We start from the raw sequence: 25,044 nt of genomic DNA, 5'->3' as shown, positions 1-25,044 counted from the left end.
GCTTTGTCAGCAGCCGGTTTTCGCTTACCTTCGGGTATGTCTGCTTTTTCTTGCGCACGACATTTCCTTTCAGGCAGCGCCGCGCTGGCGCTGGGGCTCTGGCTGGTGCCGCCGGTTCAAGCCGCCGAGCCGGTCGACGTCGAGCTGGTGCTGGCCGTCGACGTGTCGCTGTCGATGTCGCCGGGCGAACTTGAAATCCAGCGTCACGGCTATGCTGCTGCGCTGACGCACGACAATGTTCTGCAGGCCATCGCCGATGGCGCCTACGGCAAGGTCGCCGTCACCTATGTCGAATGGGCGGGAGCGACCACGCAGCAGGTCGTCGTGCCGTGGACGGTGATCGCCAGCCGGGCCGATGCCGAGCGGGTGGCCGCGCAGCTTTCCGCCCATCCGCCGGCCAGCGCCCGGCGCACCTCGATTTCTGGCGCGCTGGAATTCGGCAGCGATCTGTTCGCCGAAAGCGGTTTTCAGGGGACAAAGCGCGTCATCGATATTTCCGGCGACGGGCCCAACAACCAGGGCGCGCCCGTCGACATCACCCGCGACGCGGTGGTCAAGCAAGGCATCATCATCAACGGCCTGCCGCTGATGACGCGCGGCGGGTTCGGCGGCGCCTATGACGTCAACAATCTCGACCGCTACTACAGCGACTGCGTCATCGGCGGTCCCGGATCCTTCATGATCCCGGTCAATGACTGGACGCAGTTTCCCGAAGCCATCCGCCGCAAGCTGGTGCTGGAGCTGGCCGGCGCCGCTTCGCCGCAACGGGCGCGCGAGGAGGCCGGGCATCCGCCGGTGGTGCTGGCGCAGGACCGGCCGACCGACTGCCAGGTCGGCGAAAAGATGTGGCGCGACCGCAGCTGGATGTTCGATGCCCGTTAGCGTTCGCATCATCACGCTGCCGTGAAGGGCCGGTTTCATTGACAAGCCCATGGGCGTCTGTGACACAATTCGGCATCCGAAAAAACAAGGGGAACCGACATGAACAAGACCATCGTCGCTGCCGCGGTATTGGCGCTTGCGGCTGCAATATCCGTGCCGGCCGAGGCTGCCACATCGGTCACCATCGGCATCAGCGGATGGACCGGCTTTGCGCCGCTGACGCTCGCCAAGCAGGCCGGCATCTTCGAGAAGCATGGCCTCGACGTGACCCTGAAGAAGGTGCCGCAGGCCAGCCGGCCGCTCGCCATCGCCAGCGGCGATCTGCAATGCGCCGCCACCACGGTCGAGACCTGGCTGGTGTGGAACGCCAGCGGCGTCACCACCAAGCAGATCTTCCAGCTCGACAAATCCTATGGCGCCGACGGCATTGTCGTGCGCAACGACATCAAGACCGTCGCCGACCTCAAGGGCAAGAATGTCGCGTCCTCGGCGCCGGGCACGTCGCCCTATTTCATGCTGGCCTGGGTGCTGAACAAGAACGGCCTGTCGACCAAGGATGTGACCGTCGTCAACCTGGAACCGGATGCGGCGGCGCAAGCCTTCCTCGCCGGCCAGAACGATGCGGCGGTCACCTATGAGCCATTCATCTCGGCGGTGCGCGACAAGTCCGATCAGGGCCACATATTAGCGACCACGCTCGACTATCCGATGGTGCTCGACACGGTCGGCTGCACGCCTGAATTCCTCACCGCCAATCCAGACGCTGCCAAGGCGCTGGCCGACAGCTATTTCGAAGCGCTCGACCTGATCAAGAGCGATCCGCAGAGATCCTACGAGATCATGGGCGCCGACGTGAAGCAGTCTGCTAAAGAATTCGAGGATTCGGCGAAATACCTGAAATGGGCCGACAAGGCGGAGAACAAGCAGTTTTTCACCAAGGAATTCCAGGACTTTTCCAAGACCGCCGGCGAGCTTCTGCTGCAGATGGGGTTGATCAAGGAAGCGCCAGATGTTGCAGCGCTTGCCGATACCAGCGCGGTGGCGAACTGATAGTCGGGCCTTTGACCATCAAGCGGCGGTGCCAGCGCGCCGCCGCTTTCTACCGGGCAACGCGATTGAGCATGGGGACGATTTGACGATGCGGACGATCTGAAGATGCGCCCCTTGCATCCGGTGTCGCCGGGCATTCGAACCGTGCTTGGTATTTCCTTCTTCGTGCTGTTCGTCGCCTTCTGGGCGTGGATCACGCTTGGCGGCCACGTCAACCGCATCTTCCTCGCCGACCCGCTGTCGATGCTGCGGGATGGTTGGCGGCTGCTGGTCGAGGACCGCTTCTGGCTCGACATATTGATCACCATCTGGCGGGTCTTCGGCGGGTTCCTGCTGGCGTCGATCGTCGCCGTGCCGATCGGCATCGCCATGGGCGCCTGGAAGCCAATAGAGGCGTTTCTGGAACCGTTCGTCTCCTTCGCCCGCTACCTCCCGGCTTCGGCCTTCATTCCGCTGCTCATCCTGTGGGCCGGCATTGGCGAGCTGGAAAAGCTGCTGGTCATCTTCGTCGGCTCGGTGTTCCAGATCATCCTGATCGTCGCGGTCAAGGTCGGCTCGACGCGGCGCGACCTGGTCGAGGCGGCATATACGCTGGGCTCGACCAACAATGGCATCGTCAAACGGGTCATCATGCCGGCCAATGCGCCCGAGATTGCCGAGACGCTGCGGCTGGTGCTCGGCTGGGCCTGGACCTATGTTATCGTCGCCGAGCTGATCGGTTCGTCCTCAGGCATCGGCTACATGATCATCAACAGCCAGTCGCGGCTGGCGACAGGGCAGATCATCTTCGGCATCATCGTCATCGGGCTGATCGGACTGTTGTCCGACTTCGCCTTCAAGGCGTTCAATCGCTGGCTCTTTCCCTGGAGCCTGGCATGAGCAAGTTGCTTATCGAAGGCGTCTCGCGAACCTTCGCCGGCGTGCGCGGCGGGCAGCCGGTCAAGGCGCTGATGCCGGTCGACCTTGCGGTCGCGGCCAACGACTTCATCACCATTCTGGGGCCGTCCGGCTGCGGGAAGTCGACGCTGCTCAGGATCGTTGCCGGCCTGGAAGCGCCGAGCGAAGGCCGTGTGCTGCTTGACGGCAAGGCGGTGACGCGGCCGGGACCGGATCGCGGCATGGTGTTCCAGTCCTACACGCTGTTTCCGTGGCTGACGGTGGCGCAGAATATCGCCTTCGGCCTGCGCGAACGTGGCATGGCCGAAAAGGAGCGAGACGGGATCGTCGCTTCCTATGTCGACCTCGTCGGGCTGAAGGGCTTCGAGAACCATTGGCCAAAGCAGCTGTCCGGCGGCATGCAGCAGCGCACGGCGATCGCCCGGGCGCTGGCCAACGACCCCGAAATCCTGTTGCTGGACGAGCCGTTCGGTGCGCTCGACAACCAGACGCGCGGACTGATGCAGGAACTGCTGCTCGGCATCTGGGAGCGGCGCAAGAAGACGGTGCTGTTCGTCACCCACGACATCGAGGAGGCGATCTTCATGGCTTCGCGGGTAATCGTGATGAGCGCGCGGCCAGGCCGCATCAAGTCGGATGTCGCCATCGACCTGCCGCATCCGCGTCACTATACGCTGAAGACCAGCCCGGAGTTCTCGGCGCTCAAGGCGCGGCTGACCGAGGATATCCGCGTCGAGGCGATGCGCACGGTACAGGCGCAGCCCGCCGAAGCCTGAGTGCGTTTCGGATCAGGCCGCCAGCAATTGCTTGCGGTCGACGCGCTCCTGCTGCGGCGAGCGGGCGTAGAGCTCACGGTAGCATTTGGAGAAATGCGACGCCGAGACGAAGCCGCAGGCGACCGCCACTTCGACCACCGGCATCGACGACTGGATCAAAAGGTGTCGCGCGCGGTCGAGGCGGATTTCCAGGTAGTAGCGGGCAGGGGACCTGCCCATCTCGGTGCGGAACAGCCGCTCGATCTGGCGGCGCGACAGGTCGACATGGTCGGCGATTTCGATCAGCGACAGCGGCTCGGAGAGGTTGCCTTCCATCAGTTCGATGATGGTCAGCACCTTGGAATTCTGCACGCCGAGTCGGGCGCGCAGCGGCAGGCGCTGGCGGTCGGTGGGGCTGCGCACGCGGTCGGTCAACACCTGCTCGCACACGCGGTTGACCAGATTGTCGTCGAAATCGTCGCCGATCAGCTTGAGCATCATGTCGAGGGCGGCGGTGCCGCCGGCGCAGGTGTAGATGTTCTGGTCGATCTCGAAGAGGTCGGCAAAGACGTTGGCCTTGGGAAAGGCCTCGGAAAAGCCCGGCAGGTTTTCCCAATGGATGGCGCAGCGCTTGTTGGAGAGCAGGCCGGCGGCGGCAAGGATATGCGCGCCGGTGCACAGGCCGCCGACCGCGACGCCTCTGTTGTATTCCTCGCGCAGCCAGGCGAAGGCCGACCTATTCTGGTAGCGCTCGACATTCATGCCGCTGCAGACGATGGCCATGTTCGGCCGATCCGGCCCGGCCATTTTCTTGCGCTCTTCCTCGAGCGAGGTGTTGACGGCGCATTCGACGCCGTTGGAGGCGCGCACCGGCTTGCCGTCGATGCTGGCGAGGCGCCAGCGATAGGCCTCATAGCCGAGCATGCGGTTGGCCGAGCGCAGCGGGTCGAGCGCCGTCGCAAAGGCGATCATGGTGAAGTCCGGGACAAGGAAGAATACAAACGATCGCTTGATCGGATGCTTTACGGCGTTCAAGGGAACCTCACGCGGCCATGGCGCGAACAGGATGTCGCGAACAGCACAGCGACATCAGGAAAAACCATTCCTGTCAATTGGCTAGGCGGCTAAGCGGAAACTATATTTGCGACATGGGTCGCAAATGAGCAATCGTCCGGGATGACAGGCACGGGCTGCCGACGGATTGGGCATGGTGGCGGCGGCATAGGTGCCAAAAACGAGAAACGCCGCTTCGGTCAAGCCGAAGCGGCGCTGTTATCGACTATCGGCAGCGGCAGGGAAGCGCTGAGCGCTAGCCGTTATCTCAGGCAACGAAACCGAGGCGCACCGCATTCATGGCACCGGTCTGGCCGGGCATGGTATTGGCAAGGCGCTGGCGCTCGAGAGCGGTCGTCAGGTTCATTTCGCGGCGGGCAAAGAGGCGGGCAAAAAGCTTCATCATCATCTCCTATCGGTTGCTCAGACGGGTCGCCTTCGCTTGATGGAGTGGGGCAGCTCGTTTGCTGACGGTGATATAGGCCTGCGTGAGCAGAAACTAAATCGCAAATGCGAAGCGCTTGAATGGAAATGCGACATCGATTGCGACATTATTGGGCATGGTGCCCAAAATTTACGATTACTTACAGTGTGTTACCGGCGACATTGAGGCGCCATGCAAGTGACGCATATGCGCCATGCAGCGTTGACACGGCTCTGAAAATCATTTGAGTGCAAATAAGTTGGAGAAAGCCTGCAGGGCGAATAGAGAAGGCCTGCCGGGCTGGTCTGCGCGGCAGGCCTTCAGCACAAGGTACACAATGGTTTACTTTGCTCCAGCCCAGGATCCGACGCCGTGGCGTGCACCGGTCTTGGTGTCCGCAGCTTCAGGCCAGCCGATATCCTTCTGCAGTTCGATCGGCAGCGAGCGGATCGCACGTTCGGTCTGGAAGCGGGCGCGGGCCGCGCTCAATTCGGTCGCAAGCCGACCGATGGATGACAGGATAGACATTTCATTCTCCTTTGGTTGTGGCACGTCCCGCATGAACGCGTTCCGTCGCCTGGATATTCCGCATCGAGTGCAATTCCGTGCCAGGAGCGTTGGGGCCATGGCACGTCCTGCCTTCGATGGAGTTGACTATCCTCCCAATCTGATGTTCAATCAAACGAAATGGAATGATGCTTCACATCAGAAAAATTGAAGGTAGATCCCGATGAACGCCCCACTCAATCATCCGCTGCCGCTGCTCGATCTCGACGTTTTGCGCACCTTCGTGGCCATTGCCGAGACCGGCAGTTTCACCACGGCGGCCAATGCGGTGTTCCGCACCCCGTCGGCGGTCTCCATGCAGATCAAGAAGCTCGAGGACATTCTCGGGCGCTCTGTCTTCGCGCGGGATGCGCGCTCGGTGACGCTGACCACGGATGGCGAGATGCTGCTCGGTTATGCCCGCCGGCTGTTGTCGATCAACCGCGAGGTGGTGTCGAAGTTCATCATCCCCGAGATCGTCGGCGTGGTGCGGCTCGGCTCGCCGGACGACTATGGCGAGCGCGTGTTGCCGCATGTGCTGAAGCGTTTCGCGCAGTCGCATCCGTCGATTGCCGTCGACGTCACCATCGACCAGAGCAGCAATCTGCGCCGCCGCATGGACGACCGGGCGCTCGACATCACGCTGCTGACCAATTCCTACAAGACCAGCGCACTCGGCGCCGAGGTGCTGCTCACCGAGCCGATCGTCTGGGCCGGCGCCAAGGGCGGCAGCGCGCATCTGCGCGAGCCTTTGCCGGTGTCGCTGTGGGAAGAGGGCTGCGCCTGGCGGGCCGGCGCGCTCGATGCGCTGAGCCGTGAAGGCCGCAATTACCGCATCGCCTATATGAGCGCCCACACGGCAGGCCAGCGCGCCGCCATCATGTCCGACCTCGCGGTTGCACCGTTGCCGAAGTCGTTCCTGGGCAACGACATGGTCGAGCTCTGCCCGAAGGACGGCATGCCCGATATTGGCACCTACAATCTGGCGATGGTGGTGTCGCCGGACGCCAGCGCGCCGGTCAAGGCCGTCGCCGACCATATCCGCGCGACGTTCGAGCTTTTCCGCGAAACCGGCAAGTTCTAGAGCGGTTCACCGTTTCACGGAAACGCGAGCCGCTTTAACTCCTTGTTTTGACGCAATTCCCAAGGGAAAGCGCTACGCGCTTTTCCCGGGAAAACCGTTTTACACTTTTCCTGGAATTGCTCTGCTATTCCGCTGCTTGGGCGGGGCGCGCCGCGAGAGCGGGTCGCGCCGTGCGCCGCGCAGTTGCGCGCCGCTTGGTGGGCTCACCTTCAAGGAAGGTGACGATGCTGTCCCTGGCGCGACGCGCCTCCGGCATCTCGATCAGCGGCCAGACGTGGAACATGCCTTCCTCGTAGACGACCTCGACGTCGACGCCGGCAGCGCGCGCCTTTTTGGCGAAGATCAGATTGTCGGGGCTGAGCAGGTCGTGCGAGCCGGTCAGAAGCAGGGTCTTCGGCAGCACCGAGAGGTCGCCATAGAGCGGGCTGATGTGCCAGTCGCTGCGATCGATGCCGGCACTGTACATGCGGATCGCTTCCAGCCCGCCGGAAATGCCGAGCCACGGATCGTTGCGTTCCGCCTCGAACACTTCGGGGTTGGACAGCGACATGTCGAGGCCGGGTGAAATCAGCACGTGGCGCGACGGCAAGGGCAGGCCTTCCTCAGCCGCCATCATGGTCAGCACGACGGCCATGTTGCCGCCCGCGGAATCGCCCATGAAGACGATGTCTTCAGCGTCGGTCTCATCCAGCATCTGCCGGTAGACGTCGCCGACCATGCCGAACATGGCGTGGAAATCATGCTCCGGCGCGATGGGATAGATCGGCACGGTGATGCCGAAACCCAAGCGCTCGGCCATCTCGGCGATCAACCCCCAATGATAGGATGTGATCTGGAAGACATAGGCGCCGCCATGCATGTAGAGGATGCGCCTGCGTTCGCCCGCCTTCGGCGCGATCTCGTAGACGGGAAAGCCATCGACGCTGCGCTCGGCGATATCGAGCCGCTCCCGCAGCAATGCCGGGGGATGATGATCCTCGGTCTTGCGGGCATAGGCGATCCAGCGCTGCAGGTTTTCCGGGCTGGCAAATGCCTTCTTGCGGCTGTGCCGGAGGATGAAGGAAACGAGGTGGCTTTTGAAACTGGGCATTCGAATACACAAGCTCGGCAGCAGCCGACTAAGAGAATTCCCCACTATCTCGAAGATCGTACCTCCAGCCGAAATGTCAAGATTCTGGCCCAAGCCAACACGGTTGTTTGGTCAGCCACGTCCGCGGCTCTGGGCAGCGCGGCTCAGCGCCGGGGCAGCAGCGCGGCGCGAAGCTTGATGTCGGTCGCAGCCGGGACCACGCGGCGGTCCCGGCGATTGGTCAGCAATTTGCACTTGTCGGCGAAGGTCATCAGCGGCCCGAGCCCAGGATCAGGCGCGACAGGTTGGTCTGGGCGTCGATGCGCGACGACACGGGCCAGCCGATGTCCTTCTGGATTTCGGGTGGCAGGTTGTTCATGGCGCGCACGGCCTGTGCATTCTTCATGGCCGCACGAAAACGGCCGAGGGTCTCGAACATCTCTATTCTCCTTTGGAGCGTTGTGGCGGCGGAATAGTCCGGTCCGCCATTCGATGTCCGTTAAATGCTTCACGTCTGTATCGGACGGATTGCGCCAAAACAGCGTTTCGGTTTCCAGATCGGTGCGATCTGGAAACATTTGCATACAAATGAAATTGGGCGAATTGGCGGCCTTCGTAAGGCGGCTTATTCCCGGCTGCGCCTGGCGGCATGGCCTTCGCGCGAACGCCGGCGCGGGGCGGAGTCGCCGGCGACGCCATCCTCGCTGACGGTCTTGCGTGGCGGCAATTTCACCGCCGCCGACAGTTTCGGGAACGGATCGACCTTGTTGGGAAGCGCCATCGCGTAGACGAAATGCTCCTGGAACTTCGGCTCCAGTGCGGTCTCGATCTTCTCGATGTGGCTGACGGTATCCTCGATTTCGCGGCGATAGCCGCGATTGAGCAGGGCCATGCGCGCACCGGCGCCGGCGGCGTTGCCGACGGCCGAGACCTTGTCGAGGTCGCAATCCGGGATCAGGCCGAGCACCATGGCGTATTTCGGATCGATGAACGAGCCGAAGGCGCCGGCGAAATGGATGCGGTCGACGTGTTCGGTGTTCTGCTTTTCCATCAGAAGCTTGGTGCCGGCATAGAGCGCCGCCTTGGCAAGCTGGATGGCGCGCACGTCGGTCTGCGTGATGGTGATCTTGGGTTCGCCTTCCTTCAAGACATAAGAGAAGGTGCGGCCGTTGACCGTGACGCGCGGCGACCGCTCGGCCAGCGACCCGTCGATGACGCCATCCTCGGAGATGATGCCGGCGAGGTACATTTCGGCCACGATCTCAATGATGCCGGAGCCGCAAATGCCGGTGACGCCGGTCGCCTGCACGCTATCGACGAAGCCGGGATCGTCGGACCAGAGTTCAGAGCCGATGACGCGGTATTTCGGCTCGAGCGTATCGGGGTCGATGCGCACGCGCTCGATTGCGCCGGGGGCGGCGCGTTGGCCGCCGGAGATTTCGGCGCCCTCGAAGGCGGGACCGGTGGGCGAGGAGGCTGCGACCACCCGCTTGCGGTTGCCAAGCACGATCTCGGCATTGGTGCCGACGTCGACGATCAGCATCATCTCGTCCTGGCGGTGCGGGCCTTCCGACAGCGTCACCGCCGCCGCATCGGCGCCGACATGGCCGGCAATACAGGGCAGCATATAGAGGCGGCCGCCCTGGTTGAGCTTCAGGCCGATATCGGAGGCCTTGATGCGCACCGCGCCCGAGACGGCGAGTGCGAAGGGCGCGCCGCCGAGTTCGGTCGGATCGATGCCGAGGAACAGATGGTGCATGATCGGATTGCCGACAAAGACGGAATCCAGGATGTCGTTGCGCTGGACATTGCCTTCGGCGCAGACCTTGTCGACCAGGCCCGAGATCGCCTCGCGCACGGCGACCGTCATGCCTTCGCGGCCGTCCGGGTTCATCATCACATAGGAGACGCGGCTCATCAGATCCTCGCCGAAGCGGATCTGCGGGTTGGAGGTGCCCGACGAAGCGGCGACGCGGCCCGACAGCAACGACACCAGATGCATGGCGATGGTGGTCGAGCCGATGTCGCAGGCCAGTCCATAGGCCTCGTTCTTGAGGCCGGGCCAGAGTGCTATGACGCGGGCGATGTCGCTTTCGGCGTCCTTGTGGATGGCGGCGGTGGCGGTCCAATTACCCTTGCGCAAGATGCCCTGCACCTGCGGCATCAGGTAGAAGTCAAATTCGAGGTTTTTGAAGCCCCAATCCTTCATCAGCGCGATCTTGAGGCGGTCGAGATCGCCGAGCGGCTTGTGCATGTCGGGCTCTTCGATCTCGACATAGCACATGCGGATCGCTGAATCGCGGGCGATGACGCGGGTGTCGGCATCCTTGCGGATGGTCTGTGCATTGATGACCGTGTCCTGCGGCACGTCGATGACGAGGTCGCCGAGGATCTGCGCCGAGCAGGAGAGGCGGCGCCGCTCGGGCAGGCCGCGGACGCGCTCGTAGCGCTCTTCCTTGGCGCCCTTGGGCGAGATGTGGTCGTTGGACGAGACGATCTTGTGCTTGGCGAAATTGCCTTCCTGCACCTCGATCTGGCAGCGCCCACAGGTGGCGCGGCCGCCGCAGACGCTTTCGACATAGACACCGAGCTGGCGCGCGGCGTCGAGCACCGGCGTGCCGACAGGAAACCGCCCGCGCTTGCCTGACGGCATGAACAGCACGAGCGGATCGGTAATGTTTGCAGGCGAGTTCATATTTTCATTACTCGACTAAGCCGGCACTGGGAAAAGATTTCACATATGCGAGGCTTGCCAGATAGGAAGCGATGAGCGGCAGCGGATACCATCGCAGCCAAAACATGGAGAAATTGTCCAGTCTTTGCCGGTCCAATGTCCTTGCGGGAATTGCCCCGAGCAGAAGTGGAAATGCGATCAGGACAAACATTAGCAAGGCAGTGGCGTAGATACACAGAACAAAATACCGGAGGTATCCATAACTCAGATAGCCGAAGGCATAGGACCCGGCCAAAAGCATAAATACGCTGCAAAAAGCCACTCGCAGAATTACCTGCCAGTTCGGCATTTCAGGCCTTGTGCGGTCTTGATCTGTCAAGAAAACCGTGTCCTGTCTCGCTCTATCCCCTGGCCATGCGGGCTTCACGGCCGCCGCGACGGCGACCGCCATTGCCATTGCCGCCGCCTTCGCCCGGAGCGTTAACCGCGGTGGGCGCTGCGACCGCCTGACCGCCTTCGGCCGGCTTGTAGTCCTTGTAGGTCCTGATCCAGTTGGTGCAGTTCTCGTCGGTGCCGTTGAGCACATTGGCGCCGCGCACGGCTTCCATTTCCTGCGGGCGCACCGGGTTCATGATCGCCGAGGTCATGCCGGCGCCGATCACCATCGGGATGAAGGCGGCGTTGATGCCGTGGCGGTGCGGCAGGCCGAACGAGATGTTGGACAGGCCGCAAGTGGTGTTGACCTTGAGCTCTTCGCGCAGACGGCGCAGCAACGCGAAGACCTGGCGGCCGGCATCGCCGAGCGCGCCGATCGGCATCACCAGCGGGTCAACGACGACGTCATGCGCCGGAATGCCGAAATCGGCGCAGCGCTGCACGATCTTCTTGGCGACGGCGAAGCGCACATCCGGATCCATCGAAATGCCGGTCTCGTCGTTGGAGATGGCGACGACTGGAACGTTGTACTTCTTGACCAGCGGCAGGATGGCTTCGAGCTTTTCCTCTTCGCCGGTCACGGAGTTGACCAGCGGCCGGCCCTTGGCGACCTTGAGCGCTGCCTCGATGGCGGCGGTCACCGACGAGTCGATCGACAGCGGCAGGTCGACCAGGCCCTGGACGATCTCCAGCGTCTGCACCAGCAGGCCGGGTTCGGTTTCGTTCGGATTAACGGAGGTGACGCCGGCATTGACGTCGAGCATTGTGGCGCCGCAGGCGGCCTGTTCCAGCGCATCCTTGATGACGGTCTCGAAATTGCCGGCGATCATCTCGGCGGCCAGCTTCTTGCGGCCGGTCGGGTTGATGCGCTCGCCGATGACGCAGAAAGGCTGGTCGAAGCCGATGATGATCTCTCGTGTCGCCGAGGCGACGATGGTCCGGGTCATGAAGTTTCTCCGCCTGATATAAAGATTTCTTTATATCGTTGTCTGGTTTCATTCAAGCGAATGGCTGGCCGTCCGCGCTGTCAGTGCGCGGTCTTCACCATATCCACCTGCGTTTCGGTAATGTCGTCGTGCAGTATGCTCTCGAGCCGGTCGGCGACCATCTGATCGTCGTGGCGGATCTCACGTTTCCATGGCTGGCGGCCTTTCAGCACACCCGATTCATCGACGATCTCGGCGACATATTCCTCCTGGCGGTAGGCCATCACATGGATGCCGGAGACACCAGGAATTTCCTTCACCTCGTTGATGATGTCGGTGCAGAGCTGCTTGCCTTCCTTCTTCTGGTCCTGCGCGCCTTCCAGCCGCTTGATGATGGTATCGGGAATATGAATGCCCGGCACGTTGGAGCGGATCCATTTGGCCGTCTTGGCCGAAGCCAGCGGGCCGACGCCGCACAGGATGAAAACTTTTTCCGTATGCCCCAAGTCCCGCGCCCTCTGCATGAAGGTTCTGAACATCGGCACGTCGAAGCAATACTGCGTCTGCACGAACTGCGCGCCGGCGGCGATCTTCTTGCCGAGATGGATCGGGCGGAAATCGAAGGGTGGCGCGAAGGGGTTGACGGCGGCGCCGAGGAAAATTTGCGGCGGCGTCGTCAACTTGCGGCCGGACAGGAACTTGCCGTTGTCGCGCATGATGCGGCAGGTTTCCAGCAACGACATGGAATCGAGGTCGAAGACAGGCTTGGCGCCGGGCTGGTCGCCGGCCTGGACGCCGTCGCCGGTGAGGCACAGCATGTTGGCGACGCCCATCGCCGCACCGCCCAGCACGTCGCCCTGGATGGCGATCCGGTTCCTGTCACGGCAGGCAATCTGCATGATCGGGGCATAGCCCATGCGGGTCAAAAGCGCGCAGATGCCGACCGAGGACATGTGGCAGTTGGCGCCGGAGGCATCGACGGCATTGATGGCGTCGACCCAGCCGTCGAAGATTTTCGCGCGGTTATAGACGTCTTCGGGATCGGCGCTGTCGGGCGGGTTGAGCTCGGTAGTGACCGCGAATTCGCCGCGCCGCAGCACACGCTCCAGTCGGCCACGTGAGGAGTGGCCGGGCAGGGGATCGAGCGGCAGATGGATGCCGGCCGGGTTTTCGTCGCGCTGGCGGCCGATCACGCGGCCGCTCCAGTGTTGGCTTTGGCAGCGGCTTCACGGGCCGCTGCCGACTGCGCCGTCACCCGCAGCCAGGCCGAGGTTTCGCGCAGCGACTGGTCTACGGGCTTCTGAACGGTCAGGATCCTGTCGCCATGCTCCATGTTCCGCGAACCTTCCCAGGCCTTGACCCAGACGCAAGGCATGTCGGGCTCGACCTCGCAATTGCCGTTGGCGCGCACGCCGCCACACGGACCGTTGCGCAGCTGTTTGGGGCAGTTCATCGGGCACGACATGCCGGTCGAGGACAATATGCACTGACCGCACATGCGGCAGTCGAACATGAAGCCTTTTACGCGTTTTTCAACGAACTTGATCGGCGCTTCGACGCGGCCGTAGCCAAGGCCTTTCCACAGCGGATGGAGCAGCAGGAACATGTCTGCGAATCTGGAGTAGAACCATTCGAGCAATCGCGAATGGCGGATCGACCACAGCCTGATCGCAAACGAGCGCTGCACGCGCCGCTGCGGCGATACGTCGGCCGGCTTGTAGTCCGATTTCGGCGCTGCTTTCTTGACCTGAGTGGCTTGGGTAACCGGCTGGGTAACCCTTGGCCCCTCTTTGGCAGGAGTGGTTTCAGACATTTTCTTTCCCGCCTGCCTTGACCAGAGCGACCAGCCGCTCGCGGTCGTATTTCGCGTCGATGTCGCTGAATGCCTTCTCGACCTCGGCTTCGAGGTCGTCGCCGACCGGGATCGGATCGGCCTTGCGCCATTCGGCGAGGTAATCGTCGGTGCCGCCGGCGCCGGTGCGCATGGCGCACATATCGATCGCCTCGGTGAAGCGCAGCGGCAGTTCGCGCTTGGCGTTCTGCCGGCCCTTCTTGACGATGACCTGGGCGGGGATGTCGCGCCAATAGACGACGATCAGATCGGCCATGAATTCTCTCACTCCCTGTAGGGCGCCGTGCGTCCATGAGGGAAACGACGCTCCACCACTTTGTCCAGCAGGTGCGAGCATTGCCGGATGCGCAGTGGGGCTGCTTGTTATGGGACGACGCGCGCGCATTCAAAAGCGACGCTATTGGACGTCGCAAAAAGAAAGGCGAGATTCCGAGGGAAGGCTGGCTACCAAACCCGCTTGGTCAGGCCGGTCCAGAGATAGAACCAGATCGTCGGATGGTACCATTGTTTCGAGGGCAGGTCCGGCTTGATCGTGGCCAACTTTCCGTCCAAGGCGTCGCGGATCGCCTCGACGCAGATGTCGCGCGAGAACGCCGCCTGGCGCAACGCATAGCTCGAAATCGTGTCGCCGGGCTCCGGCTTGCCGCGCGCCTGTTTCAACACGCCGCCGGTGTCGACGCCGGCGTCGACCAGATGCACGGTGGTGCCGAAATTCTGGAGATCGCCGCAGGCCAGCGCCCAGTAGCCGCCATTCATGCCGCGGTATTTGGGCGCGATGCCGGCGTGGTAGTTGAGCACCGGGCAGGGCATTTGCGCCAGCGTCTGCCGGGACAAAATCCGGCAGCCGGCGAGCAGCACCACGCCCGGGCGGATGTCGGCGACCGCCTGCAGGCAATCGGGCCCGTCGGCGGAGGAGACGTGGATGATCTTTTGTCCCGGCCTCGGCTCTGTCTGCAGTTTTTGCGCTGCGATCAGCCGCTCCGCGTGCCCGGCGAAGAAGCGTTTGCCGAGCCTGGTCAGCACCATCGTGCCAAGCTGGCCGATGGCCGAAAACAAGCCTTGGCGGCGCGCCCGGCCGAGCAGCAATTGTTTTTTGGATTCAGGGCTTTCGAGGATGACGCTGACAGGACCGAACTGGTCGGCGATGGCGTTGACGATGGCCCAGATGTGCGGCCCGCCTTCGGTGACGATGACGATCGCAGCACTTTTTTCAACCGCTGATGCCATGGCGCGCTTTCTTGCCGGCGCGCAACCATTTGCCGTGCGCTGCCCGGCTCAATTCTGTGCCGGGCGAGGTTAAATCTTGATGACCGCCCGGCCAGCGAGAGACCAACGGATCAGCGCTTGAACTCGATGATGTCAAGTTTCGATTCGTAGTAGGGCGCCGGGAATTCGATGCGCCATTCATTGGCGCTGGTGCGGAAGGCATAGCCGACCTGGTCGCTTTCCGGGCCGCTGCCATAGGGTTTTGGCTTGTTGTCATTGACATAGCCGGAGCCGAGATAGATCGCGCGTTTTTCGCTATCGTCGAAGAAACGGCCCTTGGTGCGTTGCGAGCCGCTGACCTTTTCCAGCTGCCAGCCGGAGCCATCGTCCGTGACCTTGCACTTGAACCAGCCATAGATGACCAGCGGGCCGGTCAGGCCCACCTTGATGGTTCGGCATTGCCAGTTGCCGCTCAGGTCCTTGTCGGAAAAGGCCACTATCGGCTTTGCCAGCAGCGCGTCGAGTTGGCTGACCTCAGCCGGGTCTCCCGCTTTTGCCTCGGCCAGCGCCGCCTTGCGGGTCTCGCCATATTTGTCGAGGCGAACCTTGTCGGCAGGCGTGATGATCTTCTGCACCTCGCCGTCGGCGCGAGCGGGCAAGACGAGGCAGAGGAGGCCAAGGGCGGCGAGCAGGACGCGAGGGGTCATCGGGACGTTCCGTGTTCGGATGGCTGAATCAGCCTGTTTGCTTGTTGCTCACAACTTAACCATCCGCGGCGGCCTGTCATCTGTTCTCGACAGCGTCCCGGCTCAAGAACCGCTTCAGGCGTGGGCGGCGGCCTGCGCCAGCCCGGCCGTCAGGTCGCCATAGCCCGTCGAGCGGCGCTCATAGGCGAGGCCAAGCATCTTCGCGGCCTTCTCGGCGACCTTGTCGAGTTCCGGATCGTCGGTCTGGGCGATGTAGATCAGCTTCTGGTAGTTGCCGAAATAGTCCTTGATCAGCTCCGGGTGCTTGTCGAGGCCGAGCGGCTTCATGAAGAAGGCGTCGAACTGGCGGCACAGGAAATCGGTCATGTAGAACGACATCATGTCGTCGTCGGCGACCTTCGCATAGGCGTCCATGCCCTGGTAGAAGGCAAAGCAGTGCGGCCCGGCCATGCGCTCGACGCCGTGCTTCTCCAGGACCCGGTCGAGCATGCCGCCGGTACCGCAATCGGCATAGCCAACGAAGATGTTGCTATAGCCTTCCGCCTTGGCCTTTTCGATCGCCTTGTCCATCGCCGGTGCGATGCGGTCGGGGTAGAAATGGAACTCCGCCGGCAGGCAGGTCAGGTCGAGATGGTCGAGCTTGAGCTGCTCCTTGACGGCCAAAACTTCGCGCGCAATCATTCCACAGGCGATGACCAGCAGCCTGTCGTCTTGATTCGGTTTCGTTTTTTGCATTCTGGCCATGGAACCCGGTCGAAGCGGCCTTCGTTGCTGTGGGGCGAATCTATCGAGAGAGGGATAAACCGTCCATGAAACTGTTACGCGTTGCGCCGATTGCAATCCTTGCCTGCGTCCTGGCGCTTACGGCCTGTGCCAACACCGTCCGTGGTGTCGGCCGGGATATCAAATCGACTGCGAAAGCCGTCGACGACACCGTCACCAAACCCTGACGCAGCCATCCGTTCCAATAGCTGGAACAAAAAAGCCGCGCTGCAAGGCGCGGCTTTCGATTGTGGCCCAGACGCCTTGCGTAACAGATCAGGCTGAAGCGCGCACGTTATGCTTGCGCTTCATGAAGTCCTTGGCGGTCTCGACCGCCACAGCCGCGTCGCGGCAATAGGCATCGGCGCCGACGGCCTTGCCGAATTCCTCGTTTAGCGGCGCGCCGCCGACCAGGACGACATAGTCGTCGCGGATGCCCTTTTCCTTCATCGTGTCGATGACGACCTTCATGTAAGGCATGGTCGTGGTCAAAAGCGCCGACATGCCGATAATGTCGGGCTGGTGCTGCTCGATGGCGTCGAGGTATTTTTCCACCGCATTGTTGATGCCGAGATCGATGACGTCGAAGCCGGCACCTTCCATCATCATGCCGACGAGGTTCTTGCCGATGTCGTGGATGTCGCCCTTGACGGTGCCGATCACCATCTTGCCCTGCTTCGGCGCGCCGGTGGCGGCCAGCAGCGGGCGCAGGATGAACATGCCGGCTTTCATCGCGTTGGCCGACAGCAGCACCTCGGGAACGAACAGGATGCCGTCGCGAAAGTCCTCGCCGACGATGCGCATGCCTTCGACCAGAGCTTCGGTCAGCACCTTGTAGGGCACCCAGCCGCGCTCGAGCAGGATGTTGGTGCCTTCCTCGATCTCTTCCTTCAGCCCGTCATAGAGATCGTCGTGCATCTGCTGCACCAACTCGTCGTCGGAAAGCTCGGAGAGGATGATCTCGTCGTCGGCCATTTTTCTCGGGCTCCTTGCCGCGCGGATGCGATCACGGCGGCTTAAAATAATCGCGTCAATACCTAACCCGGCGGGGGCAGGTATCCATAGCTGATTTGCGACTTCCCGCAAAAGGAAAGCGACCGCAAATCTATTGGAATTCTTGTCGATTTTGCGACAGGCGTTGGCGCTGGCGGGCCGTTTCGAATAGGGTGCATGACTACGATCCGGGCGAGAAGCCGCCTACGCGGCCGCAAACGGTTTTTAGGGAAAAACGATCATGAGTGAAAACGCGTCAGTCGACCAGGAAGCGTCCAATGCGCGACGTGGACGTGCTGCCAGCGGCGGCGCGGCTGCAAGGCGGGCGGCGCGCTCGGGCGGCGGACCGGGCACCCAGCTCACCTATATCAAGCGCAAGATCAACATCTATGAGGTCCTCAACGAGGAAGGCCTGGCGATTATCGAAAACAACACCGATACGGTGCTGGAAGAGATCGGCATCATCTTTCGCGACGACGCCGAGGCGCTGCAGCTTTGGAAAGAGGCGGGCGCCGACGTCAAGGGCGAGCGCGTGCATTTTCCCAAGGGCCTCTGCCGCTCGCTGCTGAAGACCGCGCCGCCCATCTACACCCAGCATGCGCGCAACGCCGAGCGTTCGGTGCAGATCGGCGGCAACGCCACGGTCTTCGCGCCGGTCTATGGTCCGCCCTTCGTGCGCGATCTCGACGGTGTCAGGCGCTACGCGACGATCGAGGATTTCCGGAATTTCGTGAAGCTCGCCTATATGGCGCCGTCGATCCACCATTCGGGCGGCACGGTGTGCGAGCCGGTCGATGTGCCGGTCAACAAACGCCACCTCGACATGATCTACAGCCACATCAAATATTCGGACAAACCGTTCATGGGTTCGGTGACGGCGCCAGAGCGGGCCGAAGACACCGTCGCCATGGCCAAGATCGTGTTCGGCGACGATTTCGTCGAAAACAACACCGTGCTGACCAGCCTGATCAACGCCAATTCGCCGATGGTGTTCGACGAAACCATGCTGGGCGCGCTGAAAGTCTATTCGCGCCACAACCAGGCTTGCATCGTCACGCCGTTCATCCTAGCCGGCGCGATGAGCCCGGTGACCGTTGCCGGCACGCTGACGCAGGTTCTGGCAGAGGTGCTGGCCGGCGCCTCTTTCACGCAGTTGATCCGTCCCGGCGCGCCGGTGCTGTTCGGCACCTTCGCCTCGTCGATCTCCATGCAGTCTGGTGCGCCGACCTTCGGCACGCCGGAGCCGTCGCTGGTTTCCTACGGCGCCGCACAGCTTGCGCGCCGCCTCGGCCTGCCGTTCCGCACCGGCGGCTCGCTCTGCGCCTCCAAGGTTCCGGACGCGCAGGCCGCCTATGAGAGCGCCAACACGCTCAACTCGACCATTCTTGCCGGCACCAATTTCGTCCTGCATTCGGCGGGCTGGCTCGAAGGCGGTCTCGCCTCCTGCTACGAAAAATTCATGATGGACATCGATCAGCTCGGCATGACGCAAAAGTTTTCCGAAGGCGTCGACCTCTCGGAAAACGGCCAGGCGATGGACGCCATCCGCCAGGTCGGCCCGGGCAGCCACTATCTCGGCTGCGACCACACCCAGGCCAATTTCCAGACCGCCTTCTACCGCTCCAGCATCGCCGACAACAATTCCTACGAGCAGTGGCTGGCCGAGGGCGAGAAGACAGCGCCGCAGCGCGCCAACGAACTCGCCCGCCGCTGGCTGGAGACCTACGAGGCGCCTTATCTCGATCCGGGCATCGACGACGGGTTGAAGGACTACATCGCAACGAAGAAGGCGTCGATGGCTGACGCCTTCACCTGAAAGGAGCCCGAGTCAGGCGGGGCTAAAGTCGCCAACATCATCCACAAGGAAGTCTGGCGGAGCGCTTTCTCCGACCCGGACAAGAAGGGATGATTGCGCGGCGCCGGGCTGACGAGATAGCGGCCGCGCTTTCCGCCGACGGCCTCATCCTGCGCGGCGGCTTCAATTTCGCAACAAGCGAAACGCCGCCGCATAGCCCTTCAGCCGCCCCTGCCAAATCCGTGCTGTTGGTCGGGCAGGCGGGAGCGGCACCCTGGCCGCATTTCCTGCGCTGGCGCGACCGGCAACCGCAAACCATTGCTAATCCGCTCGACACATGGTCGCGCGAAGTGATCGGTGCGGTGGCGGAGAAATTCGGCGCGCGCGCCGTTTCGCCTTCGGACAGACCTTATCTGCCGTTCCAGCAATGGGCGATGCGAGCGGAGGGGCTGAGACCGTCGCCGCTGGGCATCCTGATGCATCCGCAGTACGGGCTCTGGCATGCCTATCGCGGCGCGTTGCTGTTCGAAGACGAGATCGCGGCTCCAGAAGCTCACGCATCGATTCACCTTTGCGACGCCTGTGTGGCAAAACCTTGCCTGAAATCCTGTCCGGTTGACGCCTATTCCGCGGATGGTTTCGCTCATCAGGCTTGCCTGGCGCATGTGCGGGGATCGAAGGGCGAACCATGCCGCGGCGGCGGCTGCCTCGACCGCAACGCTTGTCCGTATGGCACGGCCCATCGCTATCCGCCTGAGGTTCAGGCCTTTCACATGACGGCGTTTGCCGGCCTGTAGCCGGGTCGAAAGCCCGCACAAAGTGTTGAACGGGATTGTCAGGGAACGGCTTGCCCTGACGGTGCCTGCTTATATGTATCGCACGACATTTAACGGAGCGGGCCATGGCGAAGCAGGACATTGAGATCAAGACCGGGGACGGCGTGGCGAAAGCCGGGCTGTTCCGCTCGGCGACCGCTTCCTCGTCCAGGGCCGGCATCATTCTCTATATGGACGCTTTCGGTCCGCGACCGGCGCTCGACGCAATGGCGGAACGGCTGGCAGGCGAGGGCTATGCCGTGCTGGTGCCGGATCTTTTCTATCGCAAAGCACCCTACGGGCCGTTCGAGCCCAAGACCGCTTTCGTCGTCGAGGAGACCAAGGTCGCGCTGACGGCGTTGGTCCACGGCACGACACAGGACATGACCATCCGCGACAGCAGGGCGTTCCTCGACACGCTTACCGCTGAAGGTGTCACCGGACCGGTCGGTGTCGTCGGTTACTGCATGGGCGGGGCGCGGGCTTTGAATGCGGCTGCAACCTATCCCGATCGCATCGTGGCGGCGGCGAGCTTCCATGGCGGCAATCTGGCCAGCGATGCCGCCGACAGCCCGCACCGCAAGGCCGCAATGATCAAGGCGCGCGTCTATGTCGGGACATCGGGCGTCGACCGCAGCTTTCCGCCGGAGCAGTCGGCGCGGCTGGTCGAGGCGCTGCGCGTGGCGGAGGTCGACCACGCCATCGAAAACTATGCCGGCATGGCGCATGGCTGGTGCGTGTCGGACCACAGCGTCTTCAACGCGGCCGGCGCCGAACGTCATTGGAAGCGACTGACGACGCTGTTCGCCGAGACGCTGATCTAACGAGGCGTTGCCTGAAGTCGCAACGAACGGGTAGAGACTGCACGATTGGCGCGGCCTGTTAAAACAGCGCCAGTCGAGCGGGAACGAACAGCCTGATGCAATCCTATGATGTCGTGGTGATCGGCGCCGGTGCGGCCGGAATGATGTGCGCCATCGAGGCGGGCAAGCGCGGCCGCTCGGTCCTGGTGCTCGATCACGCGGCAAAGCCCGGCGAGAAGATCCGCATCTCCGGCGGTGGCCGCTGCAATTTCACCAACATCCACACCAGCCCGAAGAATTTCATCTCCGGCAATCCGCATTTCTGCATTTCGGCGCTCAGCCGCTACACGCAAGGCGACTTCATCGCGCTCGTCGAACGCCATGGCATTGCCTATCACGAGAAGACGCTGGGACAGCTGTTTTGCGACGGCTCGGCGCGCCAGGTCATCGACATGCTGGTTTCCGACATGCAGGATTGGGGTGTGGAACTGGCGTTGTCGACCGAGGTGAGGAACGTCAGCAAGACCGCGGACGGGTTTGTGCTGACGCTCTCCGCTGGCAGCGTCGCTTGCAGCTCGTTAGTCGTGGCTTGCGGGGGCAAGTCGATCCCCAAAATGGGCGCGTCCGGTTTCGGCTACGAGCTTGCGGCGCAATTCGGCCTTGCGGTGGTGGAAACACGGCCTGCGCTGGTGCCGCTTACCTTCGACGCAAGAACGCTGGAGCGGCTGGCGCCTTTGGCCGGCAATGCCGTCGATGCCGAAATCGCCTGCGGCAAGACGCGGTTTTCAGAAGCGATGCTGTTTACGCATCGCGGCTTGAGCGGGCCTTCCATCCTGCAAATATCGTCCTATTGGCGCGAGGGCGACGAGATCCGCATCGCCATGCTGCCGGGGAGGGATGTGGCGGAACTGCTTCGCGCCGCCCGGCGCGTCAACGGCAGGCAAGCGGTGCAGACGGTGCTTGCAAACCATTTGCCGAAGCGCCTTGCGCAAGCAGTCGCCGAGCGCAGTGGGATCGATGGCAATCTCGCTGATTTGACAGACCTGCAAATGAAAACCGTCGAAGCCGCCGTCAACGACTGGCGCATCAAGCCGGCCGGCTCCGAGGGTTACCGCACGGCGGAAGTGACGCTTGGCGGTGTCGATACCAACGGGCTCGATCAGAAGACGATGCAGGCGAAATCCGTGCCGGGGCTGTTTTTCATCGGCGAAGTCGTCGATGTCACGGGCTGGCTGGGCGGCTATAATTTTCAGTGGGCTTGGTCGTCCGGCTGGGCCTCGGGCCAGGTGTGCTGATATTCAGGTGAGGCCGGCCTGCAAACGACGGCTTTCTGTGCTTCCGGTGCTCGCGCACCAAAAGTACGCTCCGCTCCGGTTCTCGAAATCCATCGTTTTCGGCTCGGCCTCACCTGAATCTCAGCGCACCTGTTGCGCGTGCATCCGTCGCCTCGGAAAAAAATCTTTCCATAACCCCAAGGATTGGCCATTAGCCTTCGTCCAACAGGCAAATGATGGCGATGATGCTGGATGAAAGCGAAGCCTCCGACGCCGAATTGATCGGGCGGGCGAAGGGCGGAGACAGGGGTGCCTTCGGCAAATTGCTGGAGCGGCACTACGACTTCGTCTATCGCGCCGCCTATCGCTGGTGCGGAAAGAAGGCCGATGCCGAAGACATCGCCCAGGAGGTCTGTGTCCGTCTCGGCAAGGCGATCCGCGACTACCGCGGCGGCGGCGCGTTTACGACATGGCTCTATTCCGTGACGCTGAACGCGGCGCGCGACATGATGCGCAAGACGACGCGCGAAAACGTCAAGACCGAGGCTTTCGGCGCCTACAGCATGATATCGGGAGAGGCATCCGCCGAGCCCGAAGATCCGACTGAGGCGCTCTGGGCAGCGGTGCGGCAATTGCCGGACAAGCAGCGCGATGCAGTACTTCTGGTCTATGGCGAAGGTTTGAGCCATGCGGCCGCCGCCGAGGCGATGGCAATCTCGGAGACGACGGTTTCCTGGCACATCCATGAAGCGAAGAAACGGCTGAAGACGTTGATTCGTTCAGCCGGGGAAGTGTGACCATGGTCGACGACAACGAACTCAACAGGCTGCGCGATGCAGCAGTACCTGCGCCGGGCGAGAGCGCGAAGACACGCGCCTTCGAAGCCGCCATGCGCGCCTATGATCAGGAAAATATTTCTGCCGTCACCCAAGGATCGGTCGGCGGGCTTCGTCTCACAGAGCGAGCACAAAAGCTCTGGAGCGAGATCATGCAAAAGAAACTCATCGCCACGCCAGCCATTGCCGGGCTCGTCGCCCTGCCGATCGCCGGATACGCCACCTTCCACATGCTGAGGGAACAGCCGTTGCCGTTCGGTAGCGACGAGAAGATCACTGAGACGCTGGCCGACAAGCCGGCAACCAATGGGCCGGCGATCAACGCGCCGGTAAAAGAAAAGCAGGCGCCTGAAGGCGACAAGAAGGCCGACGCCGATGTGCGAAGCCGCGACACCACTACGCCGCTTACGCCACCCGCGTCGCCGAAGCCCGAATCGACCGTTGCTGTCGCCCCGGCGCAGCAGGATGCGCTGGGACGCGGCGTGTTGGCCGAGCCTGCGCCAGTTGAGAGCCGCGAGTTGTCGCTTGACGGCACCGCTGCCCCGGCCGGCGGCGCGCGGGTCGACCGCATGGCCGGCGCGACCGAATCCAAGTACCTGGCGCAGCCTTCGACGATGCCGGCCGACCAGATAGCGCCGCAGGAGCCAAACCGCGACCGCGTCGAGGATTTCAAGACCAATCCTGTGCATGCAGCGCTTCAGGATCCGGTCTCGACCTTCTCGATCGACGTCGACACCGCTTCCTATTCCTTCGTCCGCGGCTCGCTGAAGCAGGGCTACCTGCCGCAGGCCGACACGGTGCGCGTCGAGGAGATGGTCAATTACTTCCCCTATGACTGGAAGGGGCCGGACTCGGCTTCGACGCCGTTCAATTCGACCGTCAGCGTCATGCCGACGCCGTGGAACGGGCACACCAAGCTGATGCACGTCGCCATCAAGGGCTTCGACATCAAGCCGGTCGAGCAGCCGAAGGCCAATCTGGTGTTCCTGATCGACGTCTCGGGTTCGATGGATGAGCCGGACAAGCTGCCGCTGCTCAAGTCGGCTTTCCGGCTGCTGGTCAGCAAGCTCAAGGCGGACGACACCATCTCGATCGTCACCTATGCCGGTGACGCCGGCACCGTGTTGATGCCGACCAAGGTCACCGAGAAGGACAAGATCCTCAACGCCATCGACAATCTGTCGCCCGGCGGCTCGACGGCCGGCGAGGCGGGCATCAAGGAAGCCTACAAGCTTGCCCAGCAGTCCTTCGTCAAGGATGGCATCAACCGTGTGATGCTGGCCACGGACGGCGACTTCAATGTCGGCCAGACCGATGACGACGATCTGAAGCGGCTGATCGAGCAGGAGCGCAAGACCGGCGTCTTCCTGTCGGTGTTCGGCTTTGGACGCGGCAATCTGAACGACCAGATGATGCAGACCATCGCCCAGAACGGCAACGGCACCGCCGCCTATATCGACACGCTGGCCGAGGCCGAGAAGGTTCTGGTCGAGGATGCTTCCTCGACGCTGTTCACCATCGCCAAGGACGTCAAGGTCCAGGTCGAGTTCAATCCGGACAAGGTCTCGGAGTACCGGCTGATCGGCTATGAAACCCGCGCCTTGAACCGCGAGGACTTCAACAATGATCGCGTCGATGCCGGCGATATCGGCTCCGGTCATTCGGTGACCGCCATCTACGAGATCACGCCGAAGGGCAGTGGCGGCGAGCAGATGGATCCGCTGCGCTACGGCCAGGCAACGGTCAACAATGGCGGCGTCGCCAATGCCGACGAATATGCCTTTGTGAAAATCCGCTACAAGCTGCCGAACGAAGACGTCTCGAAGCTGATCACCACGCCGGTGACCTCGGCCAACGAGGTCGCGTCCTTCGACCAGGCCAGCACCGACCAGCGTTTCTCCGTCGCTGTCGCCGCCTTCGGCCAGAAGCTGCGCGACGAGGATGCGACCGCGAAGTTCGGCTACGACAAGATCATGGAGATTGCCACCGCCGCCCGAGGAGCCGACCCGTTTGGGTACAGGTCCGAGTTCCTTTCGCTTGTGCGCCTTGCCTCGGCGCTGGGCGGTAACCGGTAGTGGCAATAACGCCGGTTCCTTTCAGACGGGGGTCGTTCTGATACGGGGAACCGGCTATGGGCGGGTGAGGCAGGCCGGCGGGGGAAACCCTGCCGGCCTTTTTTCCGGGTACTGGCGATGTCCGGCCGATC

At 62.5% G+C, this 25,044-nt stretch carries 26 protein-coding genes; 12 read left to right on the top strand and 14 right to left on the bottom strand.

From position 1 onward, the window contains the following. Window positions 1-36 precede the first annotated feature (36 nt). The 4 genes from AC3EML_RS23590 (at window position 37) to AC3EML_RS23575 (ending at window position 3,605) form a co-directional block, all read left to right on the top strand. The gene (locus AC3EML_RS23590; protein WP_023691008.1) at window positions 37-882 is read left to right on the top strand and encodes a DUF1194 domain-containing protein; all 846 of its coding nucleotides are present in this window, start codon (window positions 37-39) and stop codon (window positions 880-882) included. 99 nt (window positions 883-981) lie between these two features. Beyond that, on the top strand, window positions 982-1,932 hold the full coding sequence (locus AC3EML_RS23585; RefSeq protein WP_023670382.1) for an ABC transporter substrate-binding protein: 951 nt from the start codon (window positions 982-984) through the stop codon (window positions 1,930-1,932). A 105-nt stretch (window positions 1,933-2,037) separates the two neighbouring features. Then, a complete protein-coding gene (locus AC3EML_RS23580) occupies window positions 2,038-2,811 on the top strand; it encodes an ABC transporter permease (protein ID WP_023670383.1) in 774 nt (257 codons plus the stop codon). Then, window positions 2,808-3,605 carry an ABC transporter ATP-binding protein gene (locus AC3EML_RS23575; protein WP_352520539.1) on the top strand — a complete coding sequence of 266 codons (798 nt, stop codon included), beginning with the start codon at window positions 2,808-2,810 and terminating at the stop codon, window positions 3,603-3,605. Before AC3EML_RS23580 ends, AC3EML_RS23575 begins: the two co-directional genes overlap by 4 nt. Window positions 3,606-3,617: 12 nt before the next feature. Here the strand turns inward: AC3EML_RS23575 and AC3EML_RS23570 are convergent, their stop codons facing one another. The 3 genes from AC3EML_RS23570 to AC3EML_RS23560 form a co-directional block, all read right to left on the bottom strand. After that, on the bottom strand, window positions 3,618-4,556 hold the full coding sequence (locus AC3EML_RS23570; protein WP_348524244.1) for a GlxA family transcriptional regulator: 939 nt from the start codon (window positions 4,554-4,556) through the stop codon (window positions 3,618-3,620). A gap of 349 nt (window positions 4,557-4,905) precedes the next feature. Further along, on the bottom strand, window positions 4,906-5,040 hold the full coding sequence (locus AC3EML_RS23565; RefSeq protein WP_023681787.1) for a hypothetical protein: 135 nt from the start codon (window positions 5,038-5,040) through the stop codon (window positions 4,906-4,908). Window positions 5,041-5,403: 363 nt separating this feature from the next. Further along, window positions 5,404-5,589: a hypothetical protein gene (locus tag AC3EML_RS23560; RefSeq protein ID WP_023681786.1), complete on the bottom strand. Its 186-nt coding sequence runs from the start codon at window positions 5,587-5,589 to the stop codon at window positions 5,404-5,406. 202 nt (window positions 5,590-5,791) lie between these two features. Between AC3EML_RS23560 and AC3EML_RS23555 the strand changes: the two genes are divergently transcribed. Then, on the top strand, window positions 5,792-6,691 hold the full coding sequence (locus AC3EML_RS23555; RefSeq protein ID WP_023670389.1) for a LysR substrate-binding domain-containing protein: 900 nt from the start codon (window positions 5,792-5,794) through the stop codon (window positions 6,689-6,691). 124 nt (window positions 6,692-6,815) lie between these two features. On the opposite strand, the gene AC3EML_RS23550 is transcribed toward AC3EML_RS23555, so the two are convergent. The 10 genes from AC3EML_RS23550 to AC3EML_RS23505 all read right to left on the bottom strand — a co-directional run bounded on the left by AC3EML_RS23550 (window position 6,816) and on the right by AC3EML_RS23505 (window position 16,304). Beyond that, a complete protein-coding gene (locus tag AC3EML_RS23550; protein WP_352520538.1) occupies window positions 6,816-7,781 on the bottom strand; it encodes an alpha/beta hydrolase in 966 nt (321 codons plus the stop codon). Between the two features lie 250 nt (window positions 7,782-8,031). After that, entirely contained in the window at window positions 8,032-8,199 is a 168-nt protein-coding gene (locus tag AC3EML_RS23545) for a hypothetical protein (protein ID WP_023670392.1), read from the bottom strand. A gap of 186 nt (window positions 8,200-8,385) precedes the next feature. After that, window positions 8,386-10,455, bottom strand: a complete 2,070-nt coding sequence (locus tag AC3EML_RS23540; protein ID WP_352520537.1) for an ASKHA domain-containing protein — start codon at window positions 10,453-10,455, stop codon at window positions 8,386-8,388. Between the two features lie 380 nt (window positions 10,456-10,835). Then, the gene (locus tag AC3EML_RS23535) at window positions 10,836-11,816 is read right to left on the bottom strand and encodes a methyltetrahydrofolate cobalamin methyltransferase (RefSeq protein ID WP_023688111.1); all 981 of its coding nucleotides are present in this window, start codon (window positions 11,814-11,816) and stop codon (window positions 10,836-10,838) included. Between the two features lie 80 nt (window positions 11,817-11,896). Further along, window positions 11,897-12,988: a methylenetetrahydrofolate reductase gene (locus AC3EML_RS23530; RefSeq protein ID WP_023744709.1), complete on the bottom strand. Its 1,092-nt coding sequence runs from the start codon at window positions 12,986-12,988 to the stop codon at window positions 11,897-11,899. Further along, window positions 12,985-13,608 (bottom strand): methylenetetrahydrofolate reductase C-terminal domain-containing protein, encoded by a 624-nt coding sequence (locus AC3EML_RS23525; protein WP_023696447.1) that lies wholly within the window; start codon window positions 13,606-13,608, stop codon window positions 12,985-12,987. Before AC3EML_RS23525 ends, AC3EML_RS23530 begins: the two co-directional genes overlap by 4 nt. Then, window positions 13,601-13,903, bottom strand: a complete 303-nt coding sequence (locus AC3EML_RS23520) for a virulence factor (protein WP_023670397.1) — start codon at window positions 13,901-13,903, stop codon at window positions 13,601-13,603. Before AC3EML_RS23520 ends, AC3EML_RS23525 begins: the two co-directional genes overlap by 8 nt. Before the next feature lie 188 nt (window positions 13,904-14,091). After that, a complete protein-coding gene (locus AC3EML_RS23515) occupies window positions 14,092-14,874 on the bottom strand; it encodes a formyl transferase (protein ID WP_023751614.1) in 783 nt (260 codons plus the stop codon). A 110-nt stretch (window positions 14,875-14,984) separates the two neighbouring features. Beyond that, window positions 14,985-15,560, bottom strand: a complete 576-nt coding sequence (locus AC3EML_RS23510; protein ID WP_023670399.1) for a DUF4893 domain-containing protein — start codon at window positions 15,558-15,560, stop codon at window positions 14,985-14,987. Window positions 15,561-15,674: 114 nt separating this feature from the next. Next, a complete protein-coding gene (locus AC3EML_RS23505) occupies window positions 15,675-16,304 on the bottom strand; it encodes a DUF1638 domain-containing protein (protein ID WP_023691015.1) in 630 nt (209 codons plus the stop codon). Between the two features lie 65 nt (window positions 16,305-16,369). On the opposite strand from AC3EML_RS23505, the gene AC3EML_RS23500 reads away from it, so the two are divergent. After that, window positions 16,370-16,510, top strand: a complete 141-nt coding sequence (locus AC3EML_RS23500; protein ID WP_023670401.1) for an entericidin A/B family lipoprotein — start codon at window positions 16,370-16,372, stop codon at window positions 16,508-16,510. An 88-nt stretch (window positions 16,511-16,598) separates the two neighbouring features. Here AC3EML_RS23500 and AC3EML_RS23495 read toward each other — a convergent pair whose 3' ends face one another. Further along, complete coding sequence (locus AC3EML_RS23495) at window positions 16,599-17,297, bottom strand: corrinoid protein (protein ID WP_023688118.1); 699 nt, start codon at window positions 17,295-17,297, stop codon at window positions 16,599-16,601. 259 nt (window positions 17,298-17,556) lie between these two features. Here AC3EML_RS23495 and AC3EML_RS23490 point away from each other — a divergent pair, with 259 nt between their 5' ends. The 6 genes from AC3EML_RS23490 to AC3EML_RS23465 all read left to right on the top strand — a co-directional run bounded on the left by AC3EML_RS23490 (window position 17,557) and on the right by AC3EML_RS23465 (window position 24,913). Then, window positions 17,557-19,131 carry a trimethylamine methyltransferase family protein gene (locus AC3EML_RS23490; protein ID WP_023670403.1) on the top strand — a complete coding sequence of 525 codons (1,575 nt, stop codon included), beginning with the start codon at window positions 17,557-17,559 and terminating at the stop codon, window positions 19,129-19,131. An 89-nt stretch (window positions 19,132-19,220) separates the two neighbouring features. Next, window positions 19,221-19,907: a 4Fe-4S dicluster domain-containing protein gene (locus tag AC3EML_RS23485; RefSeq protein ID WP_352520536.1), complete on the top strand. Its 687-nt coding sequence runs from the start codon at window positions 19,221-19,223 to the stop codon at window positions 19,905-19,907. 104 nt (window positions 19,908-20,011) lie between these two features. Beyond that, window positions 20,012-20,749 carry a dienelactone hydrolase family protein gene (locus tag AC3EML_RS23480; RefSeq protein WP_023691017.1) on the top strand — a complete coding sequence of 246 codons (738 nt, stop codon included), beginning with the start codon at window positions 20,012-20,014 and terminating at the stop codon, window positions 20,747-20,749. Window positions 20,750-20,844: 95 nt separating this feature from the next. Continuing rightward, window positions 20,845-22,023 carry a BaiN/RdsA family NAD(P)/FAD-dependent oxidoreductase gene (locus AC3EML_RS23475; RefSeq protein WP_352520535.1) on the top strand — a complete coding sequence of 393 codons (1,179 nt, stop codon included), beginning with the start codon at window positions 20,845-20,847 and terminating at the stop codon, window positions 22,021-22,023. Window positions 22,024-22,238: 215 nt separating this feature from the next. Then, on the top strand, window positions 22,239-22,799 hold the full coding sequence (locus tag AC3EML_RS23470; protein WP_023688122.1) for an RNA polymerase sigma factor: 561 nt from the start codon (window positions 22,239-22,241) through the stop codon (window positions 22,797-22,799). A 2-nt stretch (window positions 22,800-22,801) separates the two neighbouring features. Next, window positions 22,802-24,913, top strand: coding sequence for a vWA domain-containing protein (locus tag AC3EML_RS23465; RefSeq protein WP_352520534.1), 2,112 nt, complete (start codon window positions 22,802-22,804; stop codon window positions 24,911-24,913). Window positions 24,914-25,044 lie beyond the last annotated feature (131 nt).

This window comes from Mesorhizobium sp. P170090 (assembly GCF_057786115.1).
The sequence above is the reverse complement of the archived record's forward strand: the minus strand, read 5'-3'. Positions and strand labels throughout refer to the sequence as shown.